The organism is Bradyrhizobium neotropicale, from assembly GCF_001641695.1.
GTDB classification, from domain to species: Bacteria; Pseudomonadota; Alphaproteobacteria; order Rhizobiales; family Xanthobacteraceae; genus Bradyrhizobium; species Bradyrhizobium neotropicale.
On record NZ_LSEF01000025.1, the window covers coordinates 244,081 to 269,241 of the forward strand.

Sequence of the window (25,161 nt, forward strand, 5' to 3'; positions counted from 1 at the left end):
AGGCGCCAACGGACAACAACAATGACAGACGCTTCGAAGACTGTAGCTTTTATCGGGATCGGCAAGATGGGTCTGCCGATGTCGGTGCTCGTTGCCAAGGCCGGGTACGCCGTGACCGCCTTCGACCAGAGCGCGGCGCGGCTCAACGAAGCACGCGCACAAGGCATTTCGACCGCCGCTTCGCTCGCCGGAGCCGTGAACGGCAAAGCCGCAGTCGTCACGTCCCTGCCCGATGACGCGGCCCTGCGCGCCGTGTTGCTCGGCGCCACCGGCCTCATCGGCGCGATGGCGCCTGGCGTCGTGCTGATCGAGACCAGCACCGTGAGCGCCGAGGCATCCGCCGAAGTCGACGCTGCCGCGCAGGCGCGCGGCGTTCTCTATCTGCGCGCGCCGGTCTCCGGCAACGCCAGCATCGTTCACACCGGCGCGCTGACCTGCTTTGTTTCCGGCCCCAAGGACGCCTTCGAGAGCACCAAGCCTTTGTTCGCCTCGTTCACCCGCGCCCAGACTTATCTCGGGCCCGGCGAAGAGGCGCGCTACGCAAAGCTCGCGGTCAATCTGATGATTGCGGTGTCGGCCGCCATGATGGCCGAGAGCCTTGCGCTGGCGCGCAAGGGCGGCATCGCCTGGCAGGACATTCTCAAGGTGCTCGACGACAGCGCGGTCGCCTCCCCCATGGTCAAGTATAAGACCGCGCCCCTCCGGACCCGCGATTTCGAGTCCACTTTCTCCTGCAAGCAGATGGCCAAGGATCTCGACCTCATCCTTGGCGCCGGCCACGCCGTCGGCGTGCCGCTGCAGCTCGCGGCCCAGGTGCGCGAGACCTATGGCTCGCTAGTCGCGCAGGGCGACGCTGAGACCGACTTCATCGCGACCGTCAAGCATCTCGAGCGGCTGTCCGGCCTCGGCGAGCCCAAACTCTGATCCACGGAGCCACATATGCGTAACTTCAACGAGAACACGATCACGGACGCGGTGCTGGAGCGGATCAAGGACGCAAGCGATCCACGCATCAAACAGGTCAGCGAAGCGCTGGTGCGCCATCTTCATGCCTTCGTCCGTGAGGTCCGCCCGACTCAGAAGGAATGGGAATACGGCATCGATTTCCTGACCCGCACCGGTCACATGTGCGACGACAAGCGGCAGGAGTTCATCCTGCTGTCGGACACGCTCGGCGTCTCGATGCTGGTCGACGCGATCAACCATCCGATGCCGGAAGGCGCAACCGAGACCACTGTGCTCGGGCCGTTCTTCGTCCAGGCTGCGCCGGAGAAGGACAGTGGCGCGGATATCTCCGGCCCAATGGAGGGCGACCCGATGCTGGTCACGGGCTCCGTCTCGACCGTCGACGGACGCCCGCTTGCAGGCGCTACGGTGGACGTCTGGCATTCCGACGATGACGGCTATTACGACGTGCAGCAGCTCGACGACATCGGCGGCGATCTCGCCATGCGCGCACGCTTCCACACCGATGCCAACGGCCGCTTCCATTTCTGGTCGATCAAGCCGGCCGCCTATCCGGTTCCGCATGACGGCCCGGTCGGCGAGATGCTGGAGGCGCAGGGCCGCCATCCCTGGCGTCCGGCGCATGTCCATTTCATGATCTCGGCGCCCGGCTTCGAACAGCTCGTGACGCATGTGTTCGTCGCCGGCGATCGGTATCTCGACTCTGACGTGGTGTTCGGCGTCAAGGACAGCCTGATCCGCGACTTCGTCCGCAACCCGGCCGGCCGTGCGCCGGATGGTCGCATGGTGGACAGTGAGTATTTTCACCTCAACTACGATTTCGGCCTGAAGCAGGTTGCGAGCAACGCACAAGCCGCTTAAGCCGGACGATAACGCAACGGACCCACAAGAGTCCGGCGCCGGAGGCAGACAGGGAGCAAGGATGGGACCACGGGTTAGCACGGCAGCTTTGGCCGATCGCCTCGCGGGCATGATCGGTCCGCGCGCGAGTGTCGCGCGCGGCGTGCTCGATCAGCATGGGCAGAGCGAATCCCATTATCGCAACCTGCCGCCCGATATCGTCGTGTTCCCGGAGACGACGCACGAGGTCGCCGAGATCGTCAAAATGTGCGCCGGCGCGGGCATGCCGATCGTGCCCTATGGCGCCGGAACCTCGCTTGAAGGCAACGCGGCATCGATCGCAGGCGGCGTCTGTCTCGACTTCGCGCGCATGAACAAGGTGCTGGCGGTGCATGAGAGCGACATGGACGTCGTCGTGCAGCCCGGCATCACGCGAAAGCAGCTCAATGCGGAGCTGCGCAGCACCGGCCTGTTCTTCCCGATCGATCCCGGCGCCGACGCTTCGATCGCCGGCATGACATCGACCCGCGCCTCGGGCACCATGGCGGTGCGTTACGGCACCATGAAGGACAATGTCATGGCGCTGGAGGTGGTTCTGGCCGACGGCCGCGTGATCCGCACAGCGCAGCGCGCGCGCAAATCGGCCGCCGGCTACGATCTGACCCGGATGTTCGTCGGCGCCGAAGGCACGCTCGGGGTCATCACCGAGATCACGCTCAAACTCCATCCCCTGCCGCAGGCAATTTCGGCCGCGGTCTGCAGCTTCGATACGCTGCACGACGCCGTCGACACGGCGATCTCCGCGATCCAGTCCGCCATTCCCGTGGCGCGCATCGAGTTGCTCGATGACGTCATGATGCGGGGCATCAATGCCTACGCAAAGCTCGGCTATCGCGAAGCCTCGACCCTGTTCTTCGAATTCCATGGCTCCGAGACCTCGGTCGCCGAGCAGGCCGAGGCGGCGCAGGCGATCGCCGCCGACCATGGCGGTCATGGGTTTGCCTGGGCGAAGGCGCCGGAGGACCGCAGCCGGCTCTGGCATGCCCGCGACAACACGCTCTATGCGGGCCTGGGCTTGAGGCCCGGCGCGCGCGCCGTGATCACCGATGTCTGCGTACCGATCTCGCGGCTGGCGGAATGCCTGACCGAGACGCGACGGGACGCCGACGAGCACGGCTTTACGGCTCCGATCGTCGGCCATGTCGGCGACGGCAATTTCCACATGCTGATCCTGATCGATCCCGCAAAGCCGGAGGAGGCAGAAGGCGCCAAGGCGCTGCAGGCGCGCATGGTCGCCCGCGCCATTGCCATGGATGGCACCTGCACCGGCGAGCACGGCATCGGGCTCGGCAAGATCGACTATCTCGCCGATGAGCTCGGCGAGGCCGTCGATGTGATGCGGTCGATCAAGCAGGCACTCGATCCGAACGGCCTGATGAATCCCGGAAAGATCTTCGCAAGCGGAGCGCGGGCATGAGCACCGCGGCATTGCCCATTCAGACTCCTTCGCCGACGCCGCTGCTCGAGCTGCGCGGCATCAGCAAGGACTTTCCCGGCGTCAAGGCGCTGGACGACGTGTCCTTTGCCGTCTTCCCCGGCGAAGTCCATATGCTGCTCGGCGAGAACGGCGCCGGCAAGTCGAGCCTGATGAAGGTGCTGTGCGGCGCCTATCGCGCCGACGCCGGCGAGTTCTACCACAAGGGTGAAAAGGTCGCGATCGGCTCGACCGCCGACGCGCAGAAGCTCGGCATTGCCGTGATCTTCCAGGAGTTCTCGCTCGTCCCCTATCTCGATATCGCCCAGAACATCTTCCTCGGCCGCGAGCCGAAGGGGCGCATTCCCGGCACGATCGACCGCCGCAGGATATTGGCCGACGCCAGGCGCGTGCTCGACACGATCGGCTTCGACATCGATCCCTCCATCACCGTCGACAAGCTCGGCGTGGCGCAGCAGCAGATGGTCGAGATCGCGAAAGCGATCAGCCAGAACGCGCGCATCCTGGTCATGGACGAGCCGACCGCGGCGCTGTCCGATCGCGAGACCGAGCTCCTGTTCGCGCTGATCGCGCGGCTGAAGGCCGATGGCGTGTCCATCGTCTACATCTCGCACCGCATGGCCGAAGTGTTCGCGCTCGGCGACCGCATCACGGTGCTGCGCGACGGCCGCCGCATCGACGGCGTGCGCCCCGCCGACGTCACGCCGGACCAGCTCGTCCGCATGATGGTCGGCCGCAATGTCGACATGACCTATCCGCGCAACTTTGCCGACAAGCCCGGCGAAGTGCTGCTCAGGGTCAAGGACCTGACCTCGCCGACCGGCATCTCGGACATCAACATCGAGGTGCGCCAGGGCGAGATCGTCGGCCTGTGTGGCCTCGTCGGCTCGGGGCGCAGCGAGGTCGCGCGCGCCATCTTCGGCGCGGATCCCGTGACGTCCGGCGAGATCATCTTCGACGGCAAGGCCATCTCCGGAGAGCCCGACATCGCGGCACGCAGCGGCATCGCCCTGATCCCGGAGAGCCGCAAGAGCGAAGGACTCGCGCTGCTCCGCTCCGTCGGCGACAATCTCGTCGTCTCGGCGCTGCGAAAGCTCTTTCCGAGCGGGCTGTTCGACCAGCGCAGCGCCCTGCGTACGTCCGACGGCCTGATCCGGCAGCTCCGCATCGCGACGCCTAGCGCGCGGCAGACCGTGGGACTGCTCTCCGGCGGCAATCAGCAGAAGGTCGTGATCGGCAAATGGCTGGCCGCCGGCGCAAAGCTCTTCATCTTCGACGAGCCGACGCGCGGCATCGACATCGGCGCCAAGTCCGAGATCTTCGCGCTGATCGATCGCCTGGTCGCCGAAGGCGCGGCGGCGCTGATGATCTCGTCCGAGCAGGTCGAGATCTGCCATGTCTGCGACCGCGCCTATGTGATGCGCGAGGGCCGCATCGCCGGGCATCTTGCGCGCAATGAGCTGACGGAGGAAAACATCGTGCGACTGGGGATGCATCATGCGTGAGGCCGCGGTCGCGTCACAACCCAATCCGCTGCAGCGTATTCCCGGCGTCGCGATCGTGCTGGTCGTCCTGATCGCGCTGTTCGGCGTGCTCGCGCCCGGCTTCCTTTCGGTCGCCAACCTCTCCAACGTGCTGGTGCAGTCGACGATCCTGACCATGCTCGCGCTGCCGATGACGCTGATCATCATGACCGAGGGGCTTGACCTGTCGATGGGCGCGGTGCTGACGCTGACCTCGCTTTGCGTCGCGATCGTGTCGCTCGCGACCAAATCGATGCTGCTCGGGCTCTGCGCCGGCCTGCTGGTCGGCGCGGCCTTCGGCACCGTGAACGGCTGGCTGGTCGCAATCCTCGGCATTCCGCCGTTCGTCGCGACGCTCGGCACGCTCGGCATGGCCCAAGGCCTGTCGCTGATCGTCAGCGACGGCCAAAGCGTGGTCGGTATCCCCCACAGCGTGCGTGACATCTATTCCGCGACGCTTCTGGGCGTGCCCGTCCCGATCGTGATGGCGCTCGTTACTTATGCGGCCTTTCACGCCCTGCTCTATCACACCCGCTTCGGCACCTACATCTTCGCGCTCGGCGGCAATCGCGAGGCGCTGCGCTATGCCGGCCTCTCGCCGAACCGACTCCTGATCGCGGTTTACGCGCTCGGCGGCACCATGGCCGGCGTTGCCGGCCTGCTGATGACCGCACGCATGAATTCCGGCCATCCCACCGCGGGTCTCGGCCTCGAATTCGACGCCATCGCCGCTGTCGCGGTCGGCGGCACCTCGTTCGAGCGCGGCAATGGCTGGCTGCTCGGCACCGTGCTCGGCGTCATCGCGGTGGGCGTGCTGCGCAACGGACTGAACCTGATCTCGCTGCCGTCCTCGGTGCAGGTCGCAAGCGTCGGCGTCCTCGTCATCGTCGCGCTGTTCCTCGACGGGCTTCGGAGCCGGGCATGAGCGACATCGCCAAAGAGGCCATCGCGCCGCCCCGCTCCTTCCTGTCGCAGGATGCGATCCAGCTGTTTTATCGTCTGCTCGCCGCGTTCTTGATCTGCGCAGTGCTTGCCGTGCTCAGCGATTCCTTCCTGAGCCTCGGCAACATCCTCAACGTGCTGCGCCAGGCGAGCCTGACCTTCTTCATCGCCTCGGGGCTAACGCTGGTGGTGTTGACCGCCGGCCTCGATCTCTCCGTCGGCGCCAATGTCGCGCTGTCCGCCTGCCTCGCCGGCACCGTGATCCATCAGACCGGCNCGGCTCGCCTGCTCTCGGCATTCTTACCGCGCTGGTCGCCGGCGGCGTCGTTGGCCTGCTTAACGGCATCATGGTGACGGCGCTGCGTATTCCTTCCTTCATCGCCACCTATGGCATGCTCTGGGTGCTGAACGGCCTCACCTATTGGTACATGGCCGGCGACACCATTCACGGCTTCCCTGCGGGCTTCCGCCAGATCGGCAGCGGCTATCTGTTCGGCCTGCCGATCCCGGTCTATCTGCTCGTCGTCTTCCTCGCGATCGGCACGCTGTTCGCGCAGCGCACGATCTGGGGCCAGGAGATCTATGCGATCGGCGCCAATCCGGTCGCGGCACGGCTCTCCGGCATTCCGGTCGCGCGGCGGCTGCTGCTCGTCTACGCGGTCTCCGGCACCATGGCGGGGCTCGCCTCGATCATCTTCCTGTCGCGGCTCAATTCGGCCGAGGCCGACATCGGGGAGAGCCTGACGCTGCCGGCGATCGCGGCCGTGCTGATCGGCGGCACCTCGCTGTTCGGCGGCGTCGGCACCGTGTTCGGCACCTTTGTCGGCGCGCTGATCCTGACCTTGGTGCTGAACGGCATGAACCTGTTGTCGGTCAGCGCCAACTGGCAGCCGCTCGTCACCGGAATCATCGTCATTCTCGCGGTCTGGCTGGACATGAAGACCCGACGCCGCGCGCAATGATTTCTCGAGAATCCAACAAAGCAAAATGAGGGATGGAGACGACATGAGACAAGATAGACTGGGCTACCTGGCACTTCCGATTCTGATGGCGGCCGCGTGCACCACGCAGGCCCGCGCCGATGGCGAGACCATCGCCGTCTTCACCAAGAACCAGACCAACCCGTACTTCCAGACCGTGCGGGTCGGCGCGGACGTCGCCGCCAAGACGATGAACGCGAAGACGCTGCACTACATCCCGACCAAACCGGACTCGATCCCCGAGCAGCTCAGTCAGATCGAGGACGTCGTCGTCAAGAAGCCGAGCTCGATCGTGTTCATCCCCGTCGACTACAAGGCGATGGTGCCGGGCGTCGAGAAGATCAACGACGCCAAAATCCCCGTGGTCAACATCACCGACCGCTCCGCAGGCGGCAAGTTCGTCTCCTTCATCGGCGCCGACGACTACAGCCTCGGTCTCGAAACCGCGCGCTATCTGCTGAAGACGCTCGGTGGCAAGGGCAACATCGTCATCATCGAGGGCGTCAAGGGCTCGCTGACCAATGTCGACCGCGTCCGCGGCTTCAACGACGCCATTAAAGAGGCTCCGGGCGCCAAGCTCTTGGCCTCGCAGCCCGGCAACTACCAGCGGCTCCAGGCGCTCCAGGTCATGGAGAACCTGATGCAGTCGAATTCGCAGATCGACGGTGTGCTCGCCGCCAACGACGCCATGGCGGTCGGCGCGATCGAGGCGCTCGACGGCGCCAATCGCAAAGCGCAGGTGATCGGCATCAACGGCACCAAGGAAGCGATCGACGCCATCAAGTCGGGCAAGCTGCTCGCCAGCGGCGACTATAACGGCTTTGCGCAGGGCTGCCTCGGCACCATGATGGCGATCCGTTCCCTGCGCGACCAGCCGGTCATCAACGAGATCGTGCTGAAGCCGACTGTCATCACCAAGGACAATTACAAGCCGTTCGACGTCCCGCTGGAGCAGCGGAGCTGCCCGACCTTCGAGGAAGCCGGCAAGCTCGGCGGCAAATAGACGGCCAATCACAAAGCTCGGGGCGGCCGTTCGCGCGGCCGCCCTCAAGACAGGAGACATCATGCTGTTCGCAATTCATGCGCTCGACCGCGCCGGCGCCTTGCCGAGCCGGCTTTCCAACTACGATGCCCACAAGGCCTTTCTGAGCGACACCTCGCGCTTCGGCGTCAAGATCGTGATGTCGGGTCCCCTCGTCTCCGACGACGGCCAGACCATGATCGGCAGCCTGTTCCTGATCGAGGCCCCCGGCCGCGCCGAGGTCGAAACCTTCAACCGTGCCGATCCCTTCGCCGCCGCGGGCATTTGGGAAAAGGTCACGATCACGGGCTTCCTGCGCCGCCAGGGCTGAGCCACCAGACGCTCAATCTCGAAGTGTCGGGGTCATCCGCGCTCGCGGTGACCGGACGCTGACGCCGAAGCCGCAATCGCCGGCACGGCCTCATCGATGCGATGACCGGATTGCACCAGGTGCTCGACCAGCATCCTGGTTACCGTCGAGAGTCCGGCGGGATCGCGCGTCACGATCTTCAAGTTCCGGCGAGCCCAGTCGTCTCTGAGCGGGATCGCCTTGATGCCCATTCCGGAGGCGAGCACCTCGAACGCCCGGTCCGGGATTAGTCCGACGCCGAGGCCACACTGCACCATGCGACAGATGGCATCAAAGCTCGGCACGTTGATCCGCAGATTGACCGCCTTCCCAGCCCGGGCGGCGGCCGCACGCGAGACGGTGAAGATGGAGCTGTCCGCCTGGAAGCCGATATGGTCGAAATCCAGGCTCTCGACGAAATCGATCGATGTCCGCCCGGCCAACGGATGGTCCTGCGGCACCGCCAGTGCGAGCCGGTCGCTGCGATAAGGATGGGTCATGAGGTCGCGACTGTCGGTCGTGGAGACGCAGATGCCGATCTCCGCGTATCCCTCCTCGACACTCTTGACGACACCGGCGCTCAGCCTTTCCTCAAGATGAATCTTGACCAGATTGTGCATCGAGAAAAAGGCCGGCAGGTCGTCGGGAAGGAATTCGACCGTGGCCGAGACATTAGCCAGCATCCGGATGTGTCCCCTGATGCCCATGCGGTACTCATCGAGCTCCGCTCCCATCTTCTCGACGCTGCCCAGCATCGCTCGCGCGTGGTGCAGCAAGGATTCCCCGGCCGGTGCCAGCATCATCCCCTTCGGGTGCCGGATGAAGAGATCGGTTCCGAGCGCCTCCTCGAGCTCCCCCAGGCGCTTGCTCACCGCGCTCAGAGCAATGTTCTCCCGTGACGCCGCCCGCGTCAGCGTACCCTCCTCGCACACGGCGACGAAGAGCTGAAGCGAGGTCAGGTCGATGCGCCGGATGAGATGATTGATTTGCCGCATCTGTCGATCCGCGGGAACGTGTCCGTTCTTTAAACTTGCCCGAGACCCGCGAACCGATCCCGGCCGCACCGCCCTTAGCGGGGCGGTTGGCGTTCACTACCTTAAGTAAGCCTGATCAACGGCTCCCGGGTCAAGGTCGAAAAGACCATCCAAGCCGTTGTCAAACCAACGGTGATCGTCGATATCGCCGGTTCCGGCCTGCAGGAGCTTCGTCGAACGCGAAGGGGGCCTTGCCGAAATGAAATTGGCGCTTTTCGGCTGTACCGCTCATCATCTCTGTCACGACCCGCAAAGTCGGTGAGACGGACTATGGCCGAAATCTCCGAAGGAGATCAGCACGCAATCCCCCAGCCGCCCGGGCCAGCGCCGAAACCTCCCGTCGCAAGCGTGTCCAGGACGCACAACGTCGTCGGCGTATTGCTGGCGGCCACCGCCGCCATTGCGTTCTCGCTTCGCGCGATCTTCGTGAAGCTCGCCTATGAGGACATGAGCGATCCCGTCACCCTCCTTGCCCTGCGGATGATCTTCTCCCTGCCCTTCTTCATTGTCGCGCTTGCTCTCTATCGAGGTCCGCCTGGCGGCCAGAAGCTTCCGCCGATCACCGCGCGCGACGCCCTGGCGCTCGCCGCCCTCGGCTTCGTCGGCTACTATCTGTCGAGCTTCCTCGACATGATCGGGCTGCAATACATCGCCGCGGGGGTCGGCCGGCTGATCCTGTTCATGTACCCGACCATCGTTGTGGTGATCTCGGCGGTCTTCCTCCGGAAGCCGATCACCCGGCGCGAGCTCATCGCGCTGGCCATCACCTATGCCGGCGTCGCGCTCGTCCTGTCGGGGCAGCTCGACAAGACGAGCGACAATTTTTGGCTTGGGGTACTACTTGTCATGCTGAGCGCGGTGACCTTCTCGGTGTATCTCGTCGGCAGCGGCGAGGTTGTCTTGAGGCTCGGTTCGATACGTTTCACGGCCTATGCCACCGCCGCGGCGAGCGCCTATTGCATCGTTCAGTTCATGGCGCTCCGCCCGATGAGTGCGCTGGTACTGCCTGCGCGGGTGTATTGGCTAGCTCTCTGCATGGCACTCTTCAGTACCGTGATGCCGATCTTCATGATGGCCGAGGCGCTGCGCCGGATCGGCGCGAGCCGCGTGGCGATGATCAGTGCGCTGGGGCCTGTCGCCACCGTCGTATCTGGATATATCGGGCTCGATGAGACGATGTCACTGGTTCAGTCGGTCGGCGGCGTCCTGGTTGTGGCCGGCGTGCTCATCGTCGCAGCCCAGGCCCGCGCCATGGACAGGAAATAGCCGATCATCAGGCCGGTCCACCGCTGCGGTGGCTCCTCGAGATGGCACGCCACCCTGGTCGTTTCCGGTGGCGCGATTCCTTGCTTCGCTGCGCTCGCAATGACGGCGTAAGGTGCGATGTCACGGTGACACAATTCGTCAACTCGCTGCGCCTTCGGAACCCTGGTGTCCGTTCCTGGTTGATGATCTAAGCCTCACCTCGCCCGCGATCGCGCGCTCCCTTCCCCCGGAGTTTCATCGATGACTTCTGCCGACCGGCCGGCGACACGGCTTGCGACGCGGCTATCCTTTCTGGTCGCGGGTTTCGGCATCGCGTGCTGGGCTCCGCTGGTGCCGTTCGCAAAAGAGCGGCTCGCGATCGATGACGCCATCCTCGGATTGCTGCTGCTCAGCCTCGGCATCGGATCGGTCGTCGCGATGCTCGCGACCGGCATTTTGAGCGCGCGCTACGGCAGCAAGCCGATCATCATCGCGGGCGGAGTTGGTCTCGCTGTGGTGTTGCCGCTGCTGGCGATCGTTGGCTCGCCCGTGACGCTGGCGCTGGTGCTGCTCGCCTTCGGCGCCGCGCTCGGCTCCATCGACGTCGCGATGAACATCCATGCCGTCGAAGTCGAGCGAGCGGCGGGACAGCCGCTGATGTCCGGCTTTCATGCGCTCTTCAGCATTGGCGGCTTCGCCGGATCGGCCGTGATGACGACTCTGCTGTCATTCCATCTTGGGCCACTCATGAGCACGCTGATCTGCTCGGTCCTGATGCTGATCGCGATGGGCCTTGCCTGGCCGCGCCTACTGCGTTCGGCGCAGGCGCAGGAGGGGCCGCTATTCGTCCTGCCGCACGGTATCGTGCTTCTGCTCGCGCTGTTGGCGGCCATCACCTTCCTGGTCGAGGGCGCAATCCTCGACTGGGGCGCGCTGCTCGTCATCGGCGCGGGCCTCGTCGGCGAGGCCCAAGGCGGCATCGGCTATATCGTGTTCTCGATCGCAATGACGGCGGGACGGCTTGGCGGCGACGCCGTCGTGGCGCGCGTCGGCGATCGCGCAACGCTGGTCTGGGGAAGCCTGATTGCAGTCGCAGGTTTTGCGGTGTTGCTGCTCGCCCCCGTCGCGGCGGTTGCGATGGCCGGCTTCCTGCTCATCGGCCTTGGCGCATCGAACCTCGTGCCCGTCTTCTTCCGTCGCTCCGCCACGCAAACCGCGATGCCGGTCGGGCTAGCGGTGGCGGCGATCACCACCGCCGGGTATGCCGGCATTCTCGTCGGCCCCGCCGGAATCGGCTTCATCGCCCATGCCGGCGGTCTGCCGCTGGCGTTCTGGATGCTCGCAGCGCTGATGTGCCTCGTCACGCTTTCGGCGCGCACGGTCACGGCGAAATAGCGAAGGAGCGACGCAGCCGGCGCCACCCGATGACGATGCCAGTGATGGAGAACAGGAACCCGAGCGCGCAGAGCCCGACGATCAAGCCCTCGCGCAGCGACGGATGGGCCATCAGGATCGGAAAGTCGAGCGTGTGCAGCGCGCTGTAGAGCCAGCGATAGGCCCGTCGCGACGCATCGAGCCGCTGCAGCACGCGGCCGTCAGCGCCGTCGATGTCGAACCAGACGTCATTGCAGCTGACCCGATAGACGGGCGCATCGGGCACGCTGGACTGAGCGGGATAGTCGTCATTGTGCGCAAGGACTGACGGTGCGTTGCAGCCGGTGGCAAGGCGGGCGACAAATTCCTGAACTTTGTGCGCACCGAGGAATCCGGTCGGCCGATCGCGATCGCCTTCGTCCGCCCCGAACAAGACCTGCTGATCGAGCGCGATCCGGTCGCGCCGATAGAGCTTGCCGTTGAAGGAGAGCCATTCGACCTCGCGGGCGAAGGCCGATGGCGGCACACGATCGAGCGATGCGGCGGCGGTCCAGTCCGTCGCGGCAGTCGCTGCGTCGGCTTCGGCAACGGTCAATTGCCCGCGCGAAAACAGCCGGCCGTGATCCATGGAGAGCCAGCCGCTGAAAATCCATGTCAGCACGAACACCAACGCTACAAGGCCGATGACGTGATGCAGGGCGTGCCATCCGCGATAAGGCACCTTGATCCGGGCGATCCCGAGCACCACGCCGAGTACGGCGGCGATCAGAGCCAACAGCGACAGCGTCCAGACCACACGATCCCACAGCGGCCAGTTGCTGCGGAGGACCGTCGGATAGATCCAGTGCAGGACACTGCCGGCAAGATTCCATCCGCGCTCGCTGCGCGTCGTATCCAGGACGATTTCGCCGGTGCCGGATGAGACGTAGACTTCCGTCCCGGCGGCGTCGCCGAGCGCCACGCGAAACAACGGCCGGTGGCGATCAAACCCGTTCGGCACACTCCATTGATCGTAGTCCGCGCGCGCGACGATGGCCGCGCGCGTAGCGTCGAGCCCGCGCCCGCGGGCGTGATCCTGCGCGATGGCGAGCGCGACATCGGACGAAGTCACCGTCGCATCCGTTCCATCGGAGGCGCGGACGGCGCGCAACCGCGACGAACCCTCGACGATGTATACTGGACCATCGCTCCGCTGAATCAAGCGGGCGCGCCCGGCACCCGCGATCCCGCTGGCGGTCACCACATCGCCAACCGCGATCGTCACCTGCGTGCGATCCAGCGGCGCGAGGCCTGCAAATCGTTCTGCTTCGGTCAGCGACGGAAACGGAACGAAGTGCATCACGATCCCCGTCGCAAACCACATCGCGAACAGCAGGCAGAACGCGATACCGAGCCAGCGATGCACGAGGACGATCGTACCCATCATGCGCCGGAGCTCACCATTTGAACGCCGCGGAGATCTCGTAGGTGCGCGGCGCTCCCAGCAGGATCTGATCGGGGTAGAACGGATCGCCCCAGATCGCATAGCGCTTGTCGGTGATGTTGCGCACGCGGAAGGTCAGGCGCGCCTGGTCGACGGCATTGAACACCGTCCTGGGAATGTCGACGAAGGCATAGACGTCGGCCACGGTGTAGGCCTTCAGCGTCACGACGTTCGCATCGGTGTTGAAGCGGTCGCCGACATGGCGGCCGACGATTCCGAGCTCGACCGGCAAGGGTGTGAAGAAGCGGTAGGACGCTCCCGCATTGGCGACGATGCGCGGCACGTTCGGCGGGGTGTTGCCGGAGAACGAGCCGCCGACGAAATCGTAATCGGCGTAGCGCGCATCGACATAGGCGATGTTGCCCCACAGTCGCAGCGGATCAATCGGGCGGACCGACGCCGCGAGTTCAACGCCCTTCGACTCCTGGCGCCCGGCGATGTTGAGCTGCATGCCGCCGGCCGCGGCATAGACGTTCTTGCGCAGGATGTCGTAGGCCGAGAACGACCACTCCGCCCTGTTGTCCCAGAACAAATGTTTCACACCGGTCTCATAGGTGCGCGAGGTCGTCAGATCGAGCGGCTGGGTCGGCGCGAGCAGGAAGATATTGTTGGCCGAGACGTCCGCGCCGGTGGCGTACTGACTGAAGAAGGTGAGGCCTGGAACAGCGTCCCAAGTGTAGCCGATGCGGCCCGTCACCGGCACCCAGGATTTCGAGAACGGGAAGTTCGCCTTCTCGAGGCCATTCACGTCGGTCGAGTTGCGGTCGAGCCCGATATGCTCGACGCGGAGGCCGCCGACCAGGGCAAAGCTGCGCGTGAGCTTCAGCCGGTCCTCGAACGACAGCGCCTCGTTGTCGATGCGCGCGGTCTGCTGCTGCGTCGTGAGCAGGCCGTAATAGCCGCGCACGGGATCGACCAGCGTGACGAGATCGTGGGGGAAATTGGCGGCGCCCGGCCGGACGAAGTCGAGATCGCTCACCGCAAGTGTTGTGACGGAGCGATTATCGAAACCTGCGATATTCGTATCCCAGGTCAGATCGGTGATGTTACCGGCCAGCCGCTGGCTATGCGCGACGTAAAAGCGCTCGCGATCGAGCAGGTTCGAACCAGAGTTGAACGCCTCGACCTCGTTGTTGAACCAGGTGCGCTCGGCGCCATAGCCGTAGGCCTGGCTCTTCAGGGTGAGGCCGGGCGCGAGCTTCAGCTCGAAGCCGCCGCGCAGCCAGACCTCCTGCGCAACGTTGCGGTTGTCGAGGACGTTGTAGTTGGTGTTGAAGGTGCGGTCGTCGATGGTGACCGCCCCGAGATTCGAGCCGTTGTAGTTCGAGATGTAATTGCCGGAGACGATGCCGCTCGTCGCGTGCGAGCCGCTGAAGGCGATCGGCACCAGCGGCGCGCCCCAATAGGCTTTTCCGCGGTCCTCGCGATACTCGATCGCGCCCCAGATCTTGAGGCTGTCGGAGATGCGGTAGTTGAGCTGGCCGGAGACGTCGAGCGTCCTGGTGTTGGTATCGTCGGCAAAGCCGTTGAGCGAGGATCGGCTGATGTCGAAGCGGTAGTCGAGGCCCTGGACATTGGTGCTGCCGCCGGAGCCGTAATGCGAGCGGAACGAGTTCAGGGAGTCCCAGGAAAAATCCGCCTCGTTCAGGACGGGTCCAGTATGCGGCTGCTTGGTGACGACATTGACCGCGCCGCCGGCGGCGCCCTCGCCCGACATCACCGAAGCCGGGCCTTTCACGAATTCCACGGCCTCCAGATTGGCCGTGTCCATGATGCGCGAGGTCATGTTCTGCGGGCCGATCTTGATGCCGTTGTAGAGCGTGTTGATCTGGCTGTTGGTGAAGCCGCGCATCGAGAAGGCCGACGGCTCGGCCGGATTATCGCCGGAGGTGACGCCGACCGCGCCCTGGGAGACCTCCGACACGGTGCGATAGCCCTGCTCGCGCATGGTCTCGGCCGAGATCACCTCGACGGTCGCCGGGATCTCGCGCACGGTCAGGCCGAGGCGCGAGGCACTTACGGCCACCACATTGGTGTTGAGCGGCGTCTGCGCCGTGGTGGCAACGGCGGGCTTCTGCGAGGCCGGCACCGCGGCAGGCCTAGTCGCCGCGGCACGGCGCGCAGGCCGTCCCTCGCTGCGCGCGGGCTTGGCCGGCCTGCGGGGCTGGGCGGGGGTCACCTCGACCGGCGGTAGCGGATCGCGGACCTGCTGCGCGAAAGCCGCGGGCATGTCGACGAATGCAATTGATGTGAGAGCAGCGGTCGCGAGCAGGAATTTGCGCTGGCGCGCGACACGGATGGAAGACATGGTCCGAACCTCGGTGTGACGTCAGTGGCACGTCACAGCGAACCAGGTCTCACCTCCGGCCCTTTGGGCCTTTGCGATGAAGCCGAATGTCTGTACTCCCCGACCGACATTTTCGCGTGTGACCACGGCTGACGGCAGGTCTCCTGGCTTGCGGGTCATGACCGCTTCGTCGCCTTCCCGGGACCGAGGACCCAGTGGCTTCTGACGAAGGATTCTCCGCTCACAGTTGCGGGGGCAGCTACGGCATTGGGGAAACATCCCCGCACCGCATTCCCTTTTCATCCCCTTTCGGGGAAACCGTCAGGACCATCTAGGATTAAGACGCAGGCGGAGTCAATGTGCGCGAGCTGCGGCGTTGTTGTCGCAGTGGCTTTCAGGAGACATCACATGGAAGGCGAGACCTTCCTCTGGCTGATACGTCATGCGGCTGTCGGCGGCATCGCGGGCACGATCCATGCGCCGGACGCGCCGGCCGATCTCGGTGACCGCACGCAGATCGACGCGCTGCGACGCTGCCTGCCGCCGGATGCCATGAGCCATGCCAGCCCGTCGCGCCGGACAGTCGATACGGCACGCGCATTAGGGCTCGATCCGGCGCTTGCTCCCGAATTCGGCGAGCAGGATTTTGGCGCCTGGACCGGCCAGCGCCACGACGCGCTCGCCGCGGCAGGTGGCGACGCCTATGCGCAATTCTGGAACGACCCCGCGCGCGGACGGCCGCCGGGCGGCGAAAGCTTTGAGGATCAGGTCGCGCGCGTCCGGAAGGGCCTCGCGCAGATCGGACCCGGTCCGGCCATTCTCGTGGTCCACTCCGGCACGATCCGCGCAGCGCTCTGCATCGCACTTGATCTCGCGCCACAGGCCGCCTTGCGCTTCGTCGTCGATCCGCTCTCCCTCACTCGCATCGACCGGCTCGCGGCGAGCTGGCGCGTCGTGTCCGTCAATCAGCGCGCCGGCTGAACATCAAGCCGGACGATCCGGCACATTGGCCTGTGCAAACGTCGCCATGCCGTTGTGAAGGCTGCACGCGAGCCGCACCAGCGGCAGCGCGATCGCGGCGCCCGATCCCTCACCGAGCCTGAGATCGAGCATGATCAGCGGCTGGACGTTCAGCGCGCGCAGAACCAGCCGATGCCCCTGCTCCGCCGATTGATGTGACGGCAGCAGGAATGGCTGGCATGACGGGTTGAGGCGCACAGCCGCCAGCGCAGCAACCGAGACGATGAAGCCATCGATCAGCACCGGAATGCGGCGCTGCGCGGCGGCGATGATCGCGCCGCAAATGGCCGCGATCTCGAGGCCACCGACGGCGCACAGGATTTTCTCGGGCAACGCACCAGCAAGCCCGTGTCGCGCCAGCGCCGCATCGATCACGCGGGCCTTATGTGCGCGACCGGCCGCATCGACGCCGGTGCCGCTGCCGGCAATCTCCTCAGCACTCACGCCGAGCAGGCTAGCGGCAATCGCCGCCGCCGTCGTGGTGTTGCCGATGCCCATTTCTCCGAGGATCAGCAGATCGGGCCTCGATGCCTCCGCACGAACGACCGCGCGCTGGCCGGCTTCGAAGGCAAACGTCAGCTCAGAAGGCTCGAGCGCGGCTTCCACGCTGAAGTCGCGCGTGCCCTTGCGCGGCTTGTCGGCGACGACACCCGCCATCTCAGCCTCCGCCAGCGTGCCGGCGTCAACCACTTCAAGGTTCGAACCAAGCTCGCGCGCCAGCACCGAGATCGCGGCACCGCCAGATGCGAAGTTCGCCATCATCGCGATGGTCACCGCTTGCGGATAGGCCGAGACACCTTGCGCGACGATGCCGTGATCGCCGGCAAAGATGATGATCGGCACGCCGCCTGCGTGCGGCTGCTCGGTCGCCTGGAGACCGGCGAGCTCGATCGCGAGCTGCTCGAGCCGGCCGAGCGCGCCGGTCGGTTTCGTCAGTTGCGCCTGGCGCGCGATCGCCGCGTCGCGATGGACCGCGGAGATATCGGGGCATTTCCGGTAAACCCATTCGGGAAGCATGCTGCCTCTCTGCGTCACGGTATGCGTTTGAGAATGTAGCTGTCCATGATCCAGCCATGGCGTTCGCGCGCCTGCTGCCGGGCGGCGACGATGCGCGGCCCGACGTCAGCGAGCGCGCCGGAAATGATGATTTGATCAGGCATGCCGAGATAGGCGCCCCACCAGATGTGCAAGCCGTTCGGATCGAGCGACCGAAACGCCGCACCGCCATCGAGCATCACGACGACGGTATCGGCGCTTATCGGCCAGCCGCCTTCGCGTAGGCGCCGCCCCGTCGTGACCAGAAAGGGTTCGCCGATATCGTTGAGCGGCAGCGCATGCGCCGCGCACAGCGCCTGAATCGAGGTGATACCGGGGACCACCTCGATCTTCGGCAGCGGTTCGAGCCGGCGCGCAATGCGCAGCGAGGAATCGTAGAGCGAGGGATCGCCCCAGATCAGCAGCGCGACACGGCCGTCGCTTCCAAGACGGTCTGCGATCGTCTGCGACCAGGCTGCGGCAACGGAAGCGTGCCAATCGTCGACGCCCTTGCGGTAGTCCGCCTCGCTTGCGTCACGCACCGGAAGATCGAATTCGGCGATGCGCGTCCTGTCGTTGGTGAGCACATCCGCGCAGATCGTCCGCCGCAAGTCGGCGAGATCGGATTTCGCGGTCCCCTTGCGCGGGATCAGGACGAGATCCGCCGCGTTGATGGCACGGATCGCAGCCAGCGTGAGCTGCTCCGGATCGCCGCAACCGATGCCTATCAGCGAGAGCCTCAACACGATGGGTCGGCCTCCGCCAGCGCACCGAACACGATGACGGCTGCCGTCGTGGCCGCCCCGCCCCGCGCGAGCTGCGCGGCCAGCTCGGCGATGGTGGTGCGCACGAGGCGCTCGTCCGGGCGACCGAGGGATTCGGCAAATAGCGCCGGCGTGTTCGCGGCGAGCCCATGCGCGATCAGCTTCGCGGCGAGATCCGGGAACGTCCGCCGGCCCATATAGACCACTGTCGTCGCCTCCGGATCAGCCAGCGCCGCCCAGTTGAGATTCGCGGGCAACTCACCGGTAACGTCAGCTCCGGTGACGAACTGGACTCTGCGCGAGGTGTAGCGCCGCGTCAGGGGAATGCCGGCCTCCGCAGCCGCAACGCAGGCCGACGTGACGCCGGGGATGATCTCGTAGCCGATGGCGGCCGCGCGCAACGTCTCGATCTCCTCCTCGAGCCGGCCAAATATTCCAGCATCGCCTGACTTCAGCCGCACCACGCGCACACCGGTCGCGGCATAGTCGACCAGGAGACGATTGACATGCTGCTGCTTGGTCGAGGGACGCCCCGCCCGCTTGCCGACCGCAACGAGATTGGCGCCGGGCCGGGCGAGATCGAGGATCGCGCCCGAGGCAAGGTCGTCATAGAGCACGACGTCGGCCTCGCGCAGCCGCGCCGCTCCCTTCACCGTGAGGAGCTCGGGATCGCCGGGACCGGCGGAAACGAAAGAGACGAAGCCGCTCACCGGTCCTCCGCGATCAAATGGAAAAACGTACCCGTGGCTCGACCGCGACGCGAGCCGGTCTCGGCAATGACCGCACCGGTGGCGTCGCGCACGACCGCGAGCGCCGTGTCGGGCTGCGCGATGATGGTCGAATAGTGGAATTCATGGCCGCGCAGGCGCGCGCCGGCCCGATGTCCCGGCACCGGCGCTGCGAGCTCGGCAAGACGGTAGCCCAGATGCATGCGGCGTTTCGCAAAGCTCGTCTCCAGGCCGAGCAGGCCCGTCATCTCGTGGCGGACACCGTCGGCGTCGGTCAGGGCCGTGCCCAGCACCATATAGCCTCCGCATTCGCCGTGCACTGGCCGCGTCTCGGCAAAGGCGCGCAAGCTGCTGCGAAAGCGCGTGTTCGCCGCGAGCCGACCGGCGTGCAACTCGGGATAGCCGCCGGGCAGCCAGCAGACATCGGCGCCGGCGTCGGGAGCCTGATCGGCAAGCGGCGAGAACGTCACGATCTCGGCGCCGGCCGCGCGCCAGGCTTCCAGCATGTGCGGATAGACGAAGGAGAACGCAGCGTCACGGGCCAGCGCAATGCGCTGCCCGGGCGGCGTCACGTTCAGGCCATTCGCCGCCGCTTGCGGCGACCATGCTGCGGCCGATCGCAACACCGCATCGAGATCGACATGCTCGCTGACGAAGCGCGCGGCTTCACCGATCAGGCCACCGACCTCCGCCTGCTCCTCGGCCTGCACGAGGCCGAGATGCCGCTTCGGCAGGCTGATCTCGGCGTGGCGCGGCAGCGCGCCGAACACGGCGATGCCGGCATCGCCGAGCGCGCGCCGCACCAGGTCCTCGTGACGCGGGCTCGCGACGCGGTTGAGCACCACGCCGGCGAGGCGCACGCCGGCACGGTAGTCGCGTAGGCCCGCGGCGATCGCAGCCGCCGTCTGTGCCTGTCCGGAGGGATCAATCACCAGCAACACCGGCCAGCCCATCATCTCGGCAATATCGGCGGTGGCCCCGGTGCCTGAGACGCCGCGCGCCGCGACGCCGTCGAACAGGCCCATCGAGCCCTCGGCAAGCACGATATCGGCGTTGGTGCCGCGGCTGACGAGGTGCGCGATCATCGCCCGGTCCATCGCCCAGCTATCGAGATTGACGGAGGCGCGGCCCGTGGCGGCGGCGTGGAATGCGGGATCGATATAATCGGGTCCGCTCTTGAAACACTGCACATTGAGGCCGCGATCGCTATAGGCGCGCGCAAGCGCCAGCGTCAGCGTCGTCTTGCCGACGCCGGAGGCAGGTGCGGAGATGACGAGGCCCGCCGCCATCACGACGCCTCCGGAAAGCGCGGCTCGGGGCCGACCGGGCGGTAACGGCGATCATAGTCGGCGGCGTAGAGACGGCTCTCGGAGAAATCCGCAGACCCCAGCGTCTTGCCGACCAGGATGAGCGCGGTGCGTTCGAGCTCGGCGCCGACGGCGGCATCGAGCGTCGCAAGCGTGGCGCGCACGATGCGCTGATCCGGCCAGCTCGCACGCCAGACGATCGCGACCGGACAATCCGCGCCGTAATGCGGCGTGAGCTCGGCGATGACCTTGTCGAGCAGGTGGATCGACAGATGGATCGCAAGCACCGCGCCGGTCGCGGCGAATGCGGCGAGCTTCTCACCTTCCGGCATCGCGCTGGCGCGGCCCGGCGTGCGCGTCAGCACCACGGTCTGCGCGAGACCGGGCAGCGTCAGCTCCGCCTCCAGCGCTGCCGCTGCCGCGGAAAAGGCCGGCACGCCCGGCGTGACGCTATAGGGAATGCCGAGCGCGCGCAGGCGGCGCAACTGTTCGCCCATCGCCGACCAGATCGAGAGATCACCGGAGTGCAGCCGTGCAACGTCATTGCCCTCCGCGTGGGCAGCGGCGATCTCGGCAATGATGTCGTCGAGCGACATTGGCGCCGTGTTGACGATGCGCGCGCCGGGCGGGCAATGCGCCAGAACGCCTTCGGGCACCAGCGAACCGGCGTAGAGGCAGACCGGACAGGCAGCAATCAAGTCGCGACCGCGCAGCGTCAAGAGGTCGGCGGCGCCCGGCCCCGCGCCGATGAAATGCACCGTCATGCGCCGTCTCCTTCCGCAATCGCCGCGGTCGCGGTCCCATCCCGCGAGACCGCGCGCGTCGCAATCAGCCGCGCGCGAGACCCGGCTACGGCGAGCGCCGCGGCTTCAGCGACCGATCCCGTGCCGAATTTTTCCGCGACCAGCTTCGACTGGGTCGGCGTGATAATGCGCGCCAGCACATCGGCCGGAACGGCCTTGATCGGTACGCCGCATTCTCGCGCGAGTAGCTTGAGCGCCTCCGCGTCCGCCTTGTCGCTGACCGTTGCGACGGCCGCCAGCCCCGCGGGACCACCCGCCGCAACGAGCGCCTCGCGAAGTGAGGCCAGTGAGACGTCCTTCTTAAATCCGAGACCGGCGACCTTCATCGGATCGCACTCCATTGCACCACCGGGCGCGCCGCCTCCCAGGAGCGGTAGCGGCCGAGCGGGCCGGCATGCGCGATGTCGACCCGCATCAACTCGCCGCCATGGCGCTGGTGCAACTCGCCGAGCAGCGCGTCCGTCTCCAGGGTCACGGCATGGGCGACCAGCCGCGTGCCGGGCGCGACCCGGGACCAGATCGCGTCGAACATTGCACTGTCGAGGCCTCCGCCGATGAAGACGGCATCCGGCGCGTCCAGCGGAGCAAGAGCTTCGGGTGCTTTATCCGCGATCACGGTGATCCGATGGGCCAGTCCAAATGCGGCGGCGTTAGAGCGAATGTTCGCCGCACGGTCCTCGCGCGCCTCGATGGCGATCGCCGTTCCCCCGCACAGCGCCCATTCCACCGAGATCGAGCCAGAGCCGGCGCCGATGTCCCACAGCCTCTCCCCGGGACGCGGCGCCAACGCGGAGAGCGCAAGCGCGCGGACGGGGCGCTTGGTGATCTGGCCGTCATGGACGAAGAGGTCGTCCGGCAGGCCGGTGCTGCGAGCAACGCCCTGCGCTCCCTTCGCCTCCAGTGCCACGGTGACCAGATTTCCAGCGAGATCGCCAGCAAAGCTTTCGGCGCGATGCTGCGCGACGCTTTCTTGCGGTCCGCCGAGCGCAGCGAGAACCCAGAATGTTGAGGCGCCCCACCCATGCTCGCTCAGCCACTTTGCGAGATCGCCGGCCGCCTTGCCGTCACGGACCAGGCAAATGATGCGCGCGCCGCGCGCGAGGTGCGGCACGAGGCGTTCGAATGGCGCGGCATGGAGACCGAGACAGACGACGGATTCGAGCCGCCAGCCCAATCGCGCCGCGGCGAGCGAGAAGGTTGACGGCGCGGAATGCGCGATCCACTCGCTCCTATCGAGCTTTTCGGCAAGGCTCCCGCCAGCGCCGTGCCAGAACGGGTCGCCGGAAGCGAGCACCACCGTCGGGCGGCCACGACGGCTCAGCACGGCCTCCGCATCGAACGGCACCGGCCACGGACGACCGCGGTCGGCCATGCCCGCGAGGGCAAGATGACGCTCACCGCCGAAGACGGTTTCGGCTTCAACAAGCGCCTTTCGGCTTGCGTCCGACAGGCCGGCAAGGCCATCTTCGCCGATACCAATGATGGTCAGCCAGGGATCAGCCATGACGCGCGCCCTCATTCTGGGCGGAACGAGCGATGCGAGCCTGCTTGCAGCGGAGATCGCGCGCGCAGGTATCGACGCGGTGTACTCCTATGGCGGCCGCACCCGCGCGCCTGCCGACCAGCCGCTGCCGACCCGCATCGGCGGCTTTGGCGGGCCGAGTGGTCTTGCAGACTATATTCGCCGCGAAAACATCACGCATGTGATCGACGCGACGCATCCGTTCGCCGCCGAGATGAGCCGCAACGCGGTTGAGGCCTGCAAGGACACGGGAACGCCGCTGCTCGCACTCGAGCGTGCGCCCTGGGCCAAAGCGCCCGGTGACAACTGGATCGAGGTCGCTGACGTCAACGCGGCGGTCGCTGCGCTTCCCCAAACGCCGACTCGCGTGTTCCTCGCCATCGGCCGCCAGCACATCGCGCCGTTCGCGACGCGGCCGCGGCACACTTATACTCTGCGTTTCGTCGATCCGCCCGAGGCGCCCCTTCCCTTCGCCGCAGACGTGATCGTGTCGCGCGGGCCGTTCACGCTTGACGACGAATTGGAGATGATGCGCGCGCGCGGCATTGCATGGATCGTCGCCCGCAATTCCGGCGGTGATGGCGCTCGTGCCAAGATCGACGCGGCACGTGCGCTCGGCCTGCCCGTGATCATGATCGCGCGGCCGCAACTGCCCGAGAGATCGCGGGTGGAGAGCGCCGGCGAAGTGGTGCAATGGCTCGGTCATCGGACCTGCCTCGGCGCATAAACCCAGCGGCCGACGCGGCGCGTCTGCGAATTGCCGACGATCACGAGCGTGCGCATGTCGGCCATCTCGGGCTGCGCCTCGTTCAGCGCGACGGTTTCGATCCGCTCGTCGGGTGCACTGACCGCCCGCGCGAAAATCACGAGGCGCTCGCCGCAGCTGGCTTCTTTCAACACAGAAAGCGCACGGCCAAATCCTTCCGGCCGGCTCGCCGAGCGCGGATTGTACATCGCAATCGCAAAGTCGGCTTCCGCCGCGAGCCGCAGGCGCTTTTCGATCACGGCCCAGGGCTTCAGATTGTCCGAGAGATTGATCGCGCAGAAATCATGGCCGAGCGGCGCACCCGCGCGCGCGGCCGCCGCCAGCATCGCGGTCACCCCGGGCAGTACGCGGATCGGCAGCTCCTGCCATTGCGGCGCCCGTTCGAGCGCCTCGAACACGGCGGAGGCCATCGCGAAGACGCCGGGATCGCCGGAGGAGACGACGACGACCTGCCCGCCTTCGGCGGCGCGACGCAAGGCTTCGCTCGCGCGTTGCAGCTCCTCGCGATTGTCCGACGGATGCAAGGTGAGCCCGGCCCGTGGCGGCACGCGCGCGACATAGGGCGCATAGCCCAAAATGTCAGTCGCCGCCGCGAGCGCGGCAGAGACCTCCGGCGTGACCAACGCGTCGCTGCCGGGCCCGAGTCCCGCGATGGTCAGCGAGCCCCTCATTCGGCGCCGTCCAGGTGCCGGCCCCTGCCGTGCACGAGCACGATCGCGAAATAGGGACACTCGGCCGCATCGACGTCGGCAAGCCGTGCGACGCGCTCGCCCGGCATGGTGCCGCGCTCGACCAGCCAGGCGTCATCGAGTCGGCCGGCGGCAGCGAGCGCGCGACACACCTTCTGGAGATTGCGACCGGTCTTCATGATGACGAGCGCATCGGAGTCGCGCATGCGCCGTTCGAGTTCCTCCTCGGCGAGCGTACCCATCAGCACCGTCGTGACGTCATCGCCAAGCGCGATCGGCTGACCGACGGCGTTCCAGCAGCCCACCATGCCTGGGATGCCCGCGATCACCTCGATCTCGACGCGGCCTTGCAGGCGCGTGTGCAGATGCATGAAAGACCCATAAAAATATGGATCGCCTTCGCAGAGCACGACGACGTCGACCGCGCGCGCCAGCCGCGCCAGACGCTCCGCCCACTCGTCGTAGAAGCCGGCGAGCAGCTGGACGTACTCTGCACTGTCGAAGGCGATCTCGGTGGTGACCGGATATTCCATCGGATATTCGGTGACGTCGCCTGTGAGCATGCCCTCGACGATGCGGCGGGCCTGGCCGGGGCGGCCCTTCTTGCGGAAATAGGCGACATGCCTTGCCGCTCGTACCGTTCGGTCGGCGCGCACGCTCATCAGATCGGGATCGCCGGGACCGAGACCGCAGCAGATGATGCGTCCCATCGCTATTCGCTCCGGCTCGCGAGCGCGTTCACGGCAGCAACGGTGATCGCGGAGCCGCCGAGGCGGCCCTCGACCGTCAGCGCAGGTGCCGGCGGATCGGCCATCAGCGCGGCCTTGGATTCGGCCGCGCCGACGAAGCCGACCGGGCAGCCGATGATCGCCGCCGGCCGCGGACAGTCGCGGTCCTCCAGCATGTTGAGCAAATGAAACAACGCGGTCGGCGCATTGCCGATCGCGACGATCGCGCCGCCGAGATGCGGCCGCCACAACTCCAGCGC

24 protein-coding genes, 2 pseudogenes and 1 riboswitch are annotated in these 25,161 nt (G+C 66.3%); of the genes and pseudogenes, 13 read left to right on the plus strand and 13 right to left on the minus strand.

Annotated elements, in window-relative coordinates; genetic code table 11:
* The first annotated feature begins 21 nt into the window (after positions 1 to 21).
* From AXW67_RS04950 to AXW67_RS04985, 9 genes and pseudogenes are all read left to right on the plus strand, one after another.
* Positions 22 to 924, plus strand: a complete 903-nt coding sequence (locus AXW67_RS04950; RefSeq protein ID WP_063676932.1) for an NAD(P)-dependent oxidoreductase — start codon at positions 22 to 24, stop codon at positions 922 to 924.
* A gap of 15 nt (positions 925 to 939) precedes the next feature.
* Positions 940 to 1,827: an intradiol ring-cleavage dioxygenase gene (locus tag AXW67_RS04955; RefSeq protein WP_063676933.1), complete on the plus strand. Its 888-nt coding sequence runs from the start codon at positions 940 to 942 to the stop codon at positions 1,825 to 1,827.
* Positions 1,828 to 1,888: 61 nt separating this feature from the next.
* Positions 1,889 to 3,283: an FAD-linked oxidase C-terminal domain-containing protein gene (locus tag AXW67_RS04960; protein ID WP_063676934.1), complete on the plus strand. Its 1,395-nt coding sequence runs from the start codon at positions 1,889 to 1,891 to the stop codon at positions 3,281 to 3,283.
* Positions 3,280 to 4,806, plus strand: a complete 1,527-nt coding sequence (locus AXW67_RS04965) for a sugar ABC transporter ATP-binding protein (RefSeq protein WP_063676935.1) — start codon at positions 3,280 to 3,282, stop codon at positions 4,804 to 4,806. Before AXW67_RS04960 ends, AXW67_RS04965 begins: the two co-directional genes overlap by 4 nt.
* Entirely contained in the window at positions 4,799 to 5,749 is a 951-nt protein-coding gene (locus AXW67_RS04970; RefSeq protein WP_063676936.1) for an ABC transporter permease, read from the plus strand. Before AXW67_RS04965 ends, AXW67_RS04970 begins: the two co-directional genes overlap by 8 nt.
* Positions 5,746 to 6,042: pseudogene (locus AXW67_RS43740) on the plus strand (ABC transporter permease); the annotation flags it as partial. The gene AXW67_RS04970 and the pseudogene AXW67_RS43740, both read left to right, overlap by 4 nt.
* A gap of 1 nt (position 6,043) precedes the next feature.
* Positions 6,044 to 6,728 (plus strand): annotated as a pseudogene (locus AXW67_RS04975) (ABC transporter permease); the annotation flags it as partial.
* A gap of 43 nt (positions 6,729 to 6,771) precedes the next feature.
* Positions 6,772 to 7,749, plus strand: coding sequence for a sugar ABC transporter substrate-binding protein (locus AXW67_RS04980; protein ID WP_063676937.1), 978 nt, complete (start codon positions 6,772 to 6,774; stop codon positions 7,747 to 7,749).
* A gap of 61 nt (positions 7,750 to 7,810) precedes the next feature.
* Positions 7,811 to 8,098, plus strand: a complete 288-nt coding sequence (locus AXW67_RS04985; protein WP_063676938.1) for a YciI family protein — start codon at positions 7,811 to 7,813, stop codon at positions 8,096 to 8,098.
* A 32-nt stretch (positions 8,099 to 8,130) separates the two neighbouring features.
* Here the strand turns inward: AXW67_RS04985 and AXW67_RS04990 are convergent, their stop codons facing one another.
* The gene (locus AXW67_RS04990) at positions 8,131 to 9,111 is read right to left on the minus strand and encodes a LysR family transcriptional regulator (RefSeq protein WP_063676939.1); all 981 of its coding nucleotides are present in this window, start codon (positions 9,109 to 9,111) and stop codon (positions 8,131 to 8,133) included.
* 387 nt (positions 9,112 to 9,498) lie between these two features.
* Here AXW67_RS04990 and AXW67_RS04995 point away from each other — a divergent pair, with 387 nt between their 5' ends.
* Both AXW67_RS04995 and AXW67_RS05000 read left to right on the plus strand, forming a co-directional pair.
* Positions 9,499 to 10,416 (plus strand): DMT family transporter, encoded by a 918-nt coding sequence (locus AXW67_RS04995; RefSeq protein ID WP_063676984.1) that lies wholly within the window; start codon positions 9,499 to 9,501, stop codon positions 10,414 to 10,416.
* Between the two features lie 240 nt (positions 10,417 to 10,656).
* Positions 10,657 to 11,790: an MFS transporter gene (locus AXW67_RS05000; RefSeq protein ID WP_063676940.1), complete on the plus strand. Its 1,134-nt coding sequence runs from the start codon at positions 10,657 to 10,659 to the stop codon at positions 11,788 to 11,790.
* Here the strand turns inward: AXW67_RS05000 and AXW67_RS05005 are convergent.
* Together AXW67_RS05005 and AXW67_RS43045 are read right to left on the minus strand one after the other, a co-directional pair.
* A complete protein-coding gene (locus AXW67_RS05005) occupies positions 11,777 to 13,195 on the minus strand; it encodes a PepSY domain-containing protein (RefSeq protein ID WP_063676941.1) in 1,419 nt (472 codons plus the stop codon). The genes AXW67_RS05000 and AXW67_RS05005 overlap by 14 nt on opposite strands.
* 10 nt (positions 13,196 to 13,205) lie before the next feature.
* Positions 13,206 to 15,560 carry a TonB-dependent receptor gene (locus AXW67_RS43045; protein ID WP_063676942.1) on the minus strand — a complete coding sequence of 785 codons (2,355 nt, stop codon included), beginning with the start codon at positions 15,558 to 15,560 and terminating at the stop codon, positions 13,206 to 13,208.
* A 116-nt stretch (positions 15,561 to 15,676) separates the two neighbouring features.
* Positions 15,677 to 15,877, minus strand: a riboswitch (cobalamin riboswitch).
* Between the two features lie 70 nt (positions 15,878 to 15,947).
* On the opposite strand from AXW67_RS43045, the gene AXW67_RS05015 reads away from it, so the two are divergent.
* Complete coding sequence (locus AXW67_RS05015) at positions 15,948 to 16,520, plus strand: histidine phosphatase family protein (RefSeq protein WP_063676943.1); 573 nt, start codon at positions 15,948 to 15,950, stop codon at positions 16,518 to 16,520.
* A gap of 3 nt (positions 16,521 to 16,523) precedes the next feature.
* On the opposite strand, the gene cobT is transcribed toward AXW67_RS05015, so the two are convergent.
* The 7 genes from cobT to AXW67_RS05050 are packed head-to-tail and all read right to left on the minus strand — an operon-like array spanning position 16,524 to position 22,700.
* Complete coding sequence (gene cobT / locus AXW67_RS05020) at positions 16,524 to 17,576, minus strand: nicotinate-nucleotide--dimethylbenzimidazole phosphoribosyltransferase (protein WP_063676944.1); 1,053 nt, start codon at positions 17,574 to 17,576, stop codon at positions 16,524 to 16,526.
* 14 nt (positions 17,577 to 17,590) lie between these two features.
* Entirely contained in the window at positions 17,591 to 18,340 is a 750-nt protein-coding gene (gene cobF, locus AXW67_RS05025; RefSeq protein ID WP_063676945.1) for a precorrin-6A synthase (deacetylating), read from the minus strand.
* Positions 18,334 to 19,068: a uroporphyrinogen-III C-methyltransferase gene (gene cobA, locus AXW67_RS05030; protein WP_027555410.1), complete on the minus strand. Its 735-nt coding sequence runs from the start codon at positions 19,066 to 19,068 to the stop codon at positions 18,334 to 18,336. Before cobA ends, cobF begins: the two co-directional genes overlap by 7 nt.
* Complete coding sequence (locus AXW67_RS05035) at positions 19,065 to 20,375, minus strand: cobyrinic acid a,c-diamide synthase CobB (protein WP_063676946.1); 1,311 nt, start codon at positions 20,373 to 20,375, stop codon at positions 19,065 to 19,067. Before AXW67_RS05035 ends, cobA begins: the two co-directional genes overlap by 4 nt.
* A complete protein-coding gene (gene cobM, locus AXW67_RS05040; RefSeq protein ID WP_027555408.1) occupies positions 20,375 to 21,157 on the minus strand; it encodes a precorrin-4 C(11)-methyltransferase in 783 nt (260 codons plus the stop codon). Before cobM ends, AXW67_RS05035 begins: the two co-directional genes overlap by 1 nt.
* Positions 21,154 to 21,522 (minus strand): cobalamin biosynthesis protein, encoded by a 369-nt coding sequence (locus AXW67_RS05045; protein WP_063676947.1) that lies wholly within the window; start codon positions 21,520 to 21,522, stop codon positions 21,154 to 21,156. The genes cobM and AXW67_RS05045 overlap by 4 nt, the downstream gene beginning before the upstream one ends.
* Complete coding sequence (locus AXW67_RS05050; protein WP_063676948.1) at positions 21,519 to 22,700, minus strand: bifunctional cobalt-precorrin-7 (C(5))-methyltransferase/cobalt-precorrin-6B (C(15))-methyltransferase; 1,182 nt, start codon at positions 22,698 to 22,700, stop codon at positions 21,519 to 21,521. The genes AXW67_RS05045 and AXW67_RS05050 overlap by 4 nt, the downstream gene beginning before the upstream one ends.
* On the opposite strand from AXW67_RS05050, the gene AXW67_RS05055 reads away from it, so the two are divergent.
* Positions 22,699 to 23,445 carry a cobalt-precorrin-6A reductase gene (locus AXW67_RS05055; protein WP_063676949.1) on the plus strand — a complete coding sequence of 249 codons (747 nt, stop codon included), beginning with the start codon at positions 22,699 to 22,701 and terminating at the stop codon, positions 23,443 to 23,445. The two genes, AXW67_RS05050 and AXW67_RS05055, sit on opposite strands and share 2 nt — an antisense overlap.
* On the opposite strand, the gene cobJ is transcribed toward AXW67_RS05055, so the two are convergent.
* The 3 genes from cobJ to AXW67_RS43745 form a co-directional block, all read right to left on the minus strand.
* Positions 23,421 to 24,155: a precorrin-3B C(17)-methyltransferase gene (cobJ, locus tag AXW67_RS05060; protein WP_063676950.1), complete on the minus strand. Its 735-nt coding sequence runs from the start codon at positions 24,153 to 24,155 to the stop codon at positions 23,421 to 23,423. The two genes, AXW67_RS05055 and cobJ, sit on opposite strands and share 25 nt — an antisense overlap.
* Positions 24,152 to 24,883 (minus strand): precorrin-2 C(20)-methyltransferase, encoded by a 732-nt coding sequence (locus AXW67_RS05065; RefSeq protein ID WP_063676951.1) that lies wholly within the window; start codon positions 24,881 to 24,883, stop codon positions 24,152 to 24,154. The genes cobJ and AXW67_RS05065 overlap by 4 nt, the downstream gene beginning before the upstream one ends.
* Positions 24,884 to 24,885: 2 nt before the next feature.
* On the minus strand, positions 24,886 to 25,161 hold a 276-nt coding region (locus AXW67_RS43745), incomplete at its 5' end, for a precorrin-8X methylmutase (RefSeq protein ID WP_245315417.1).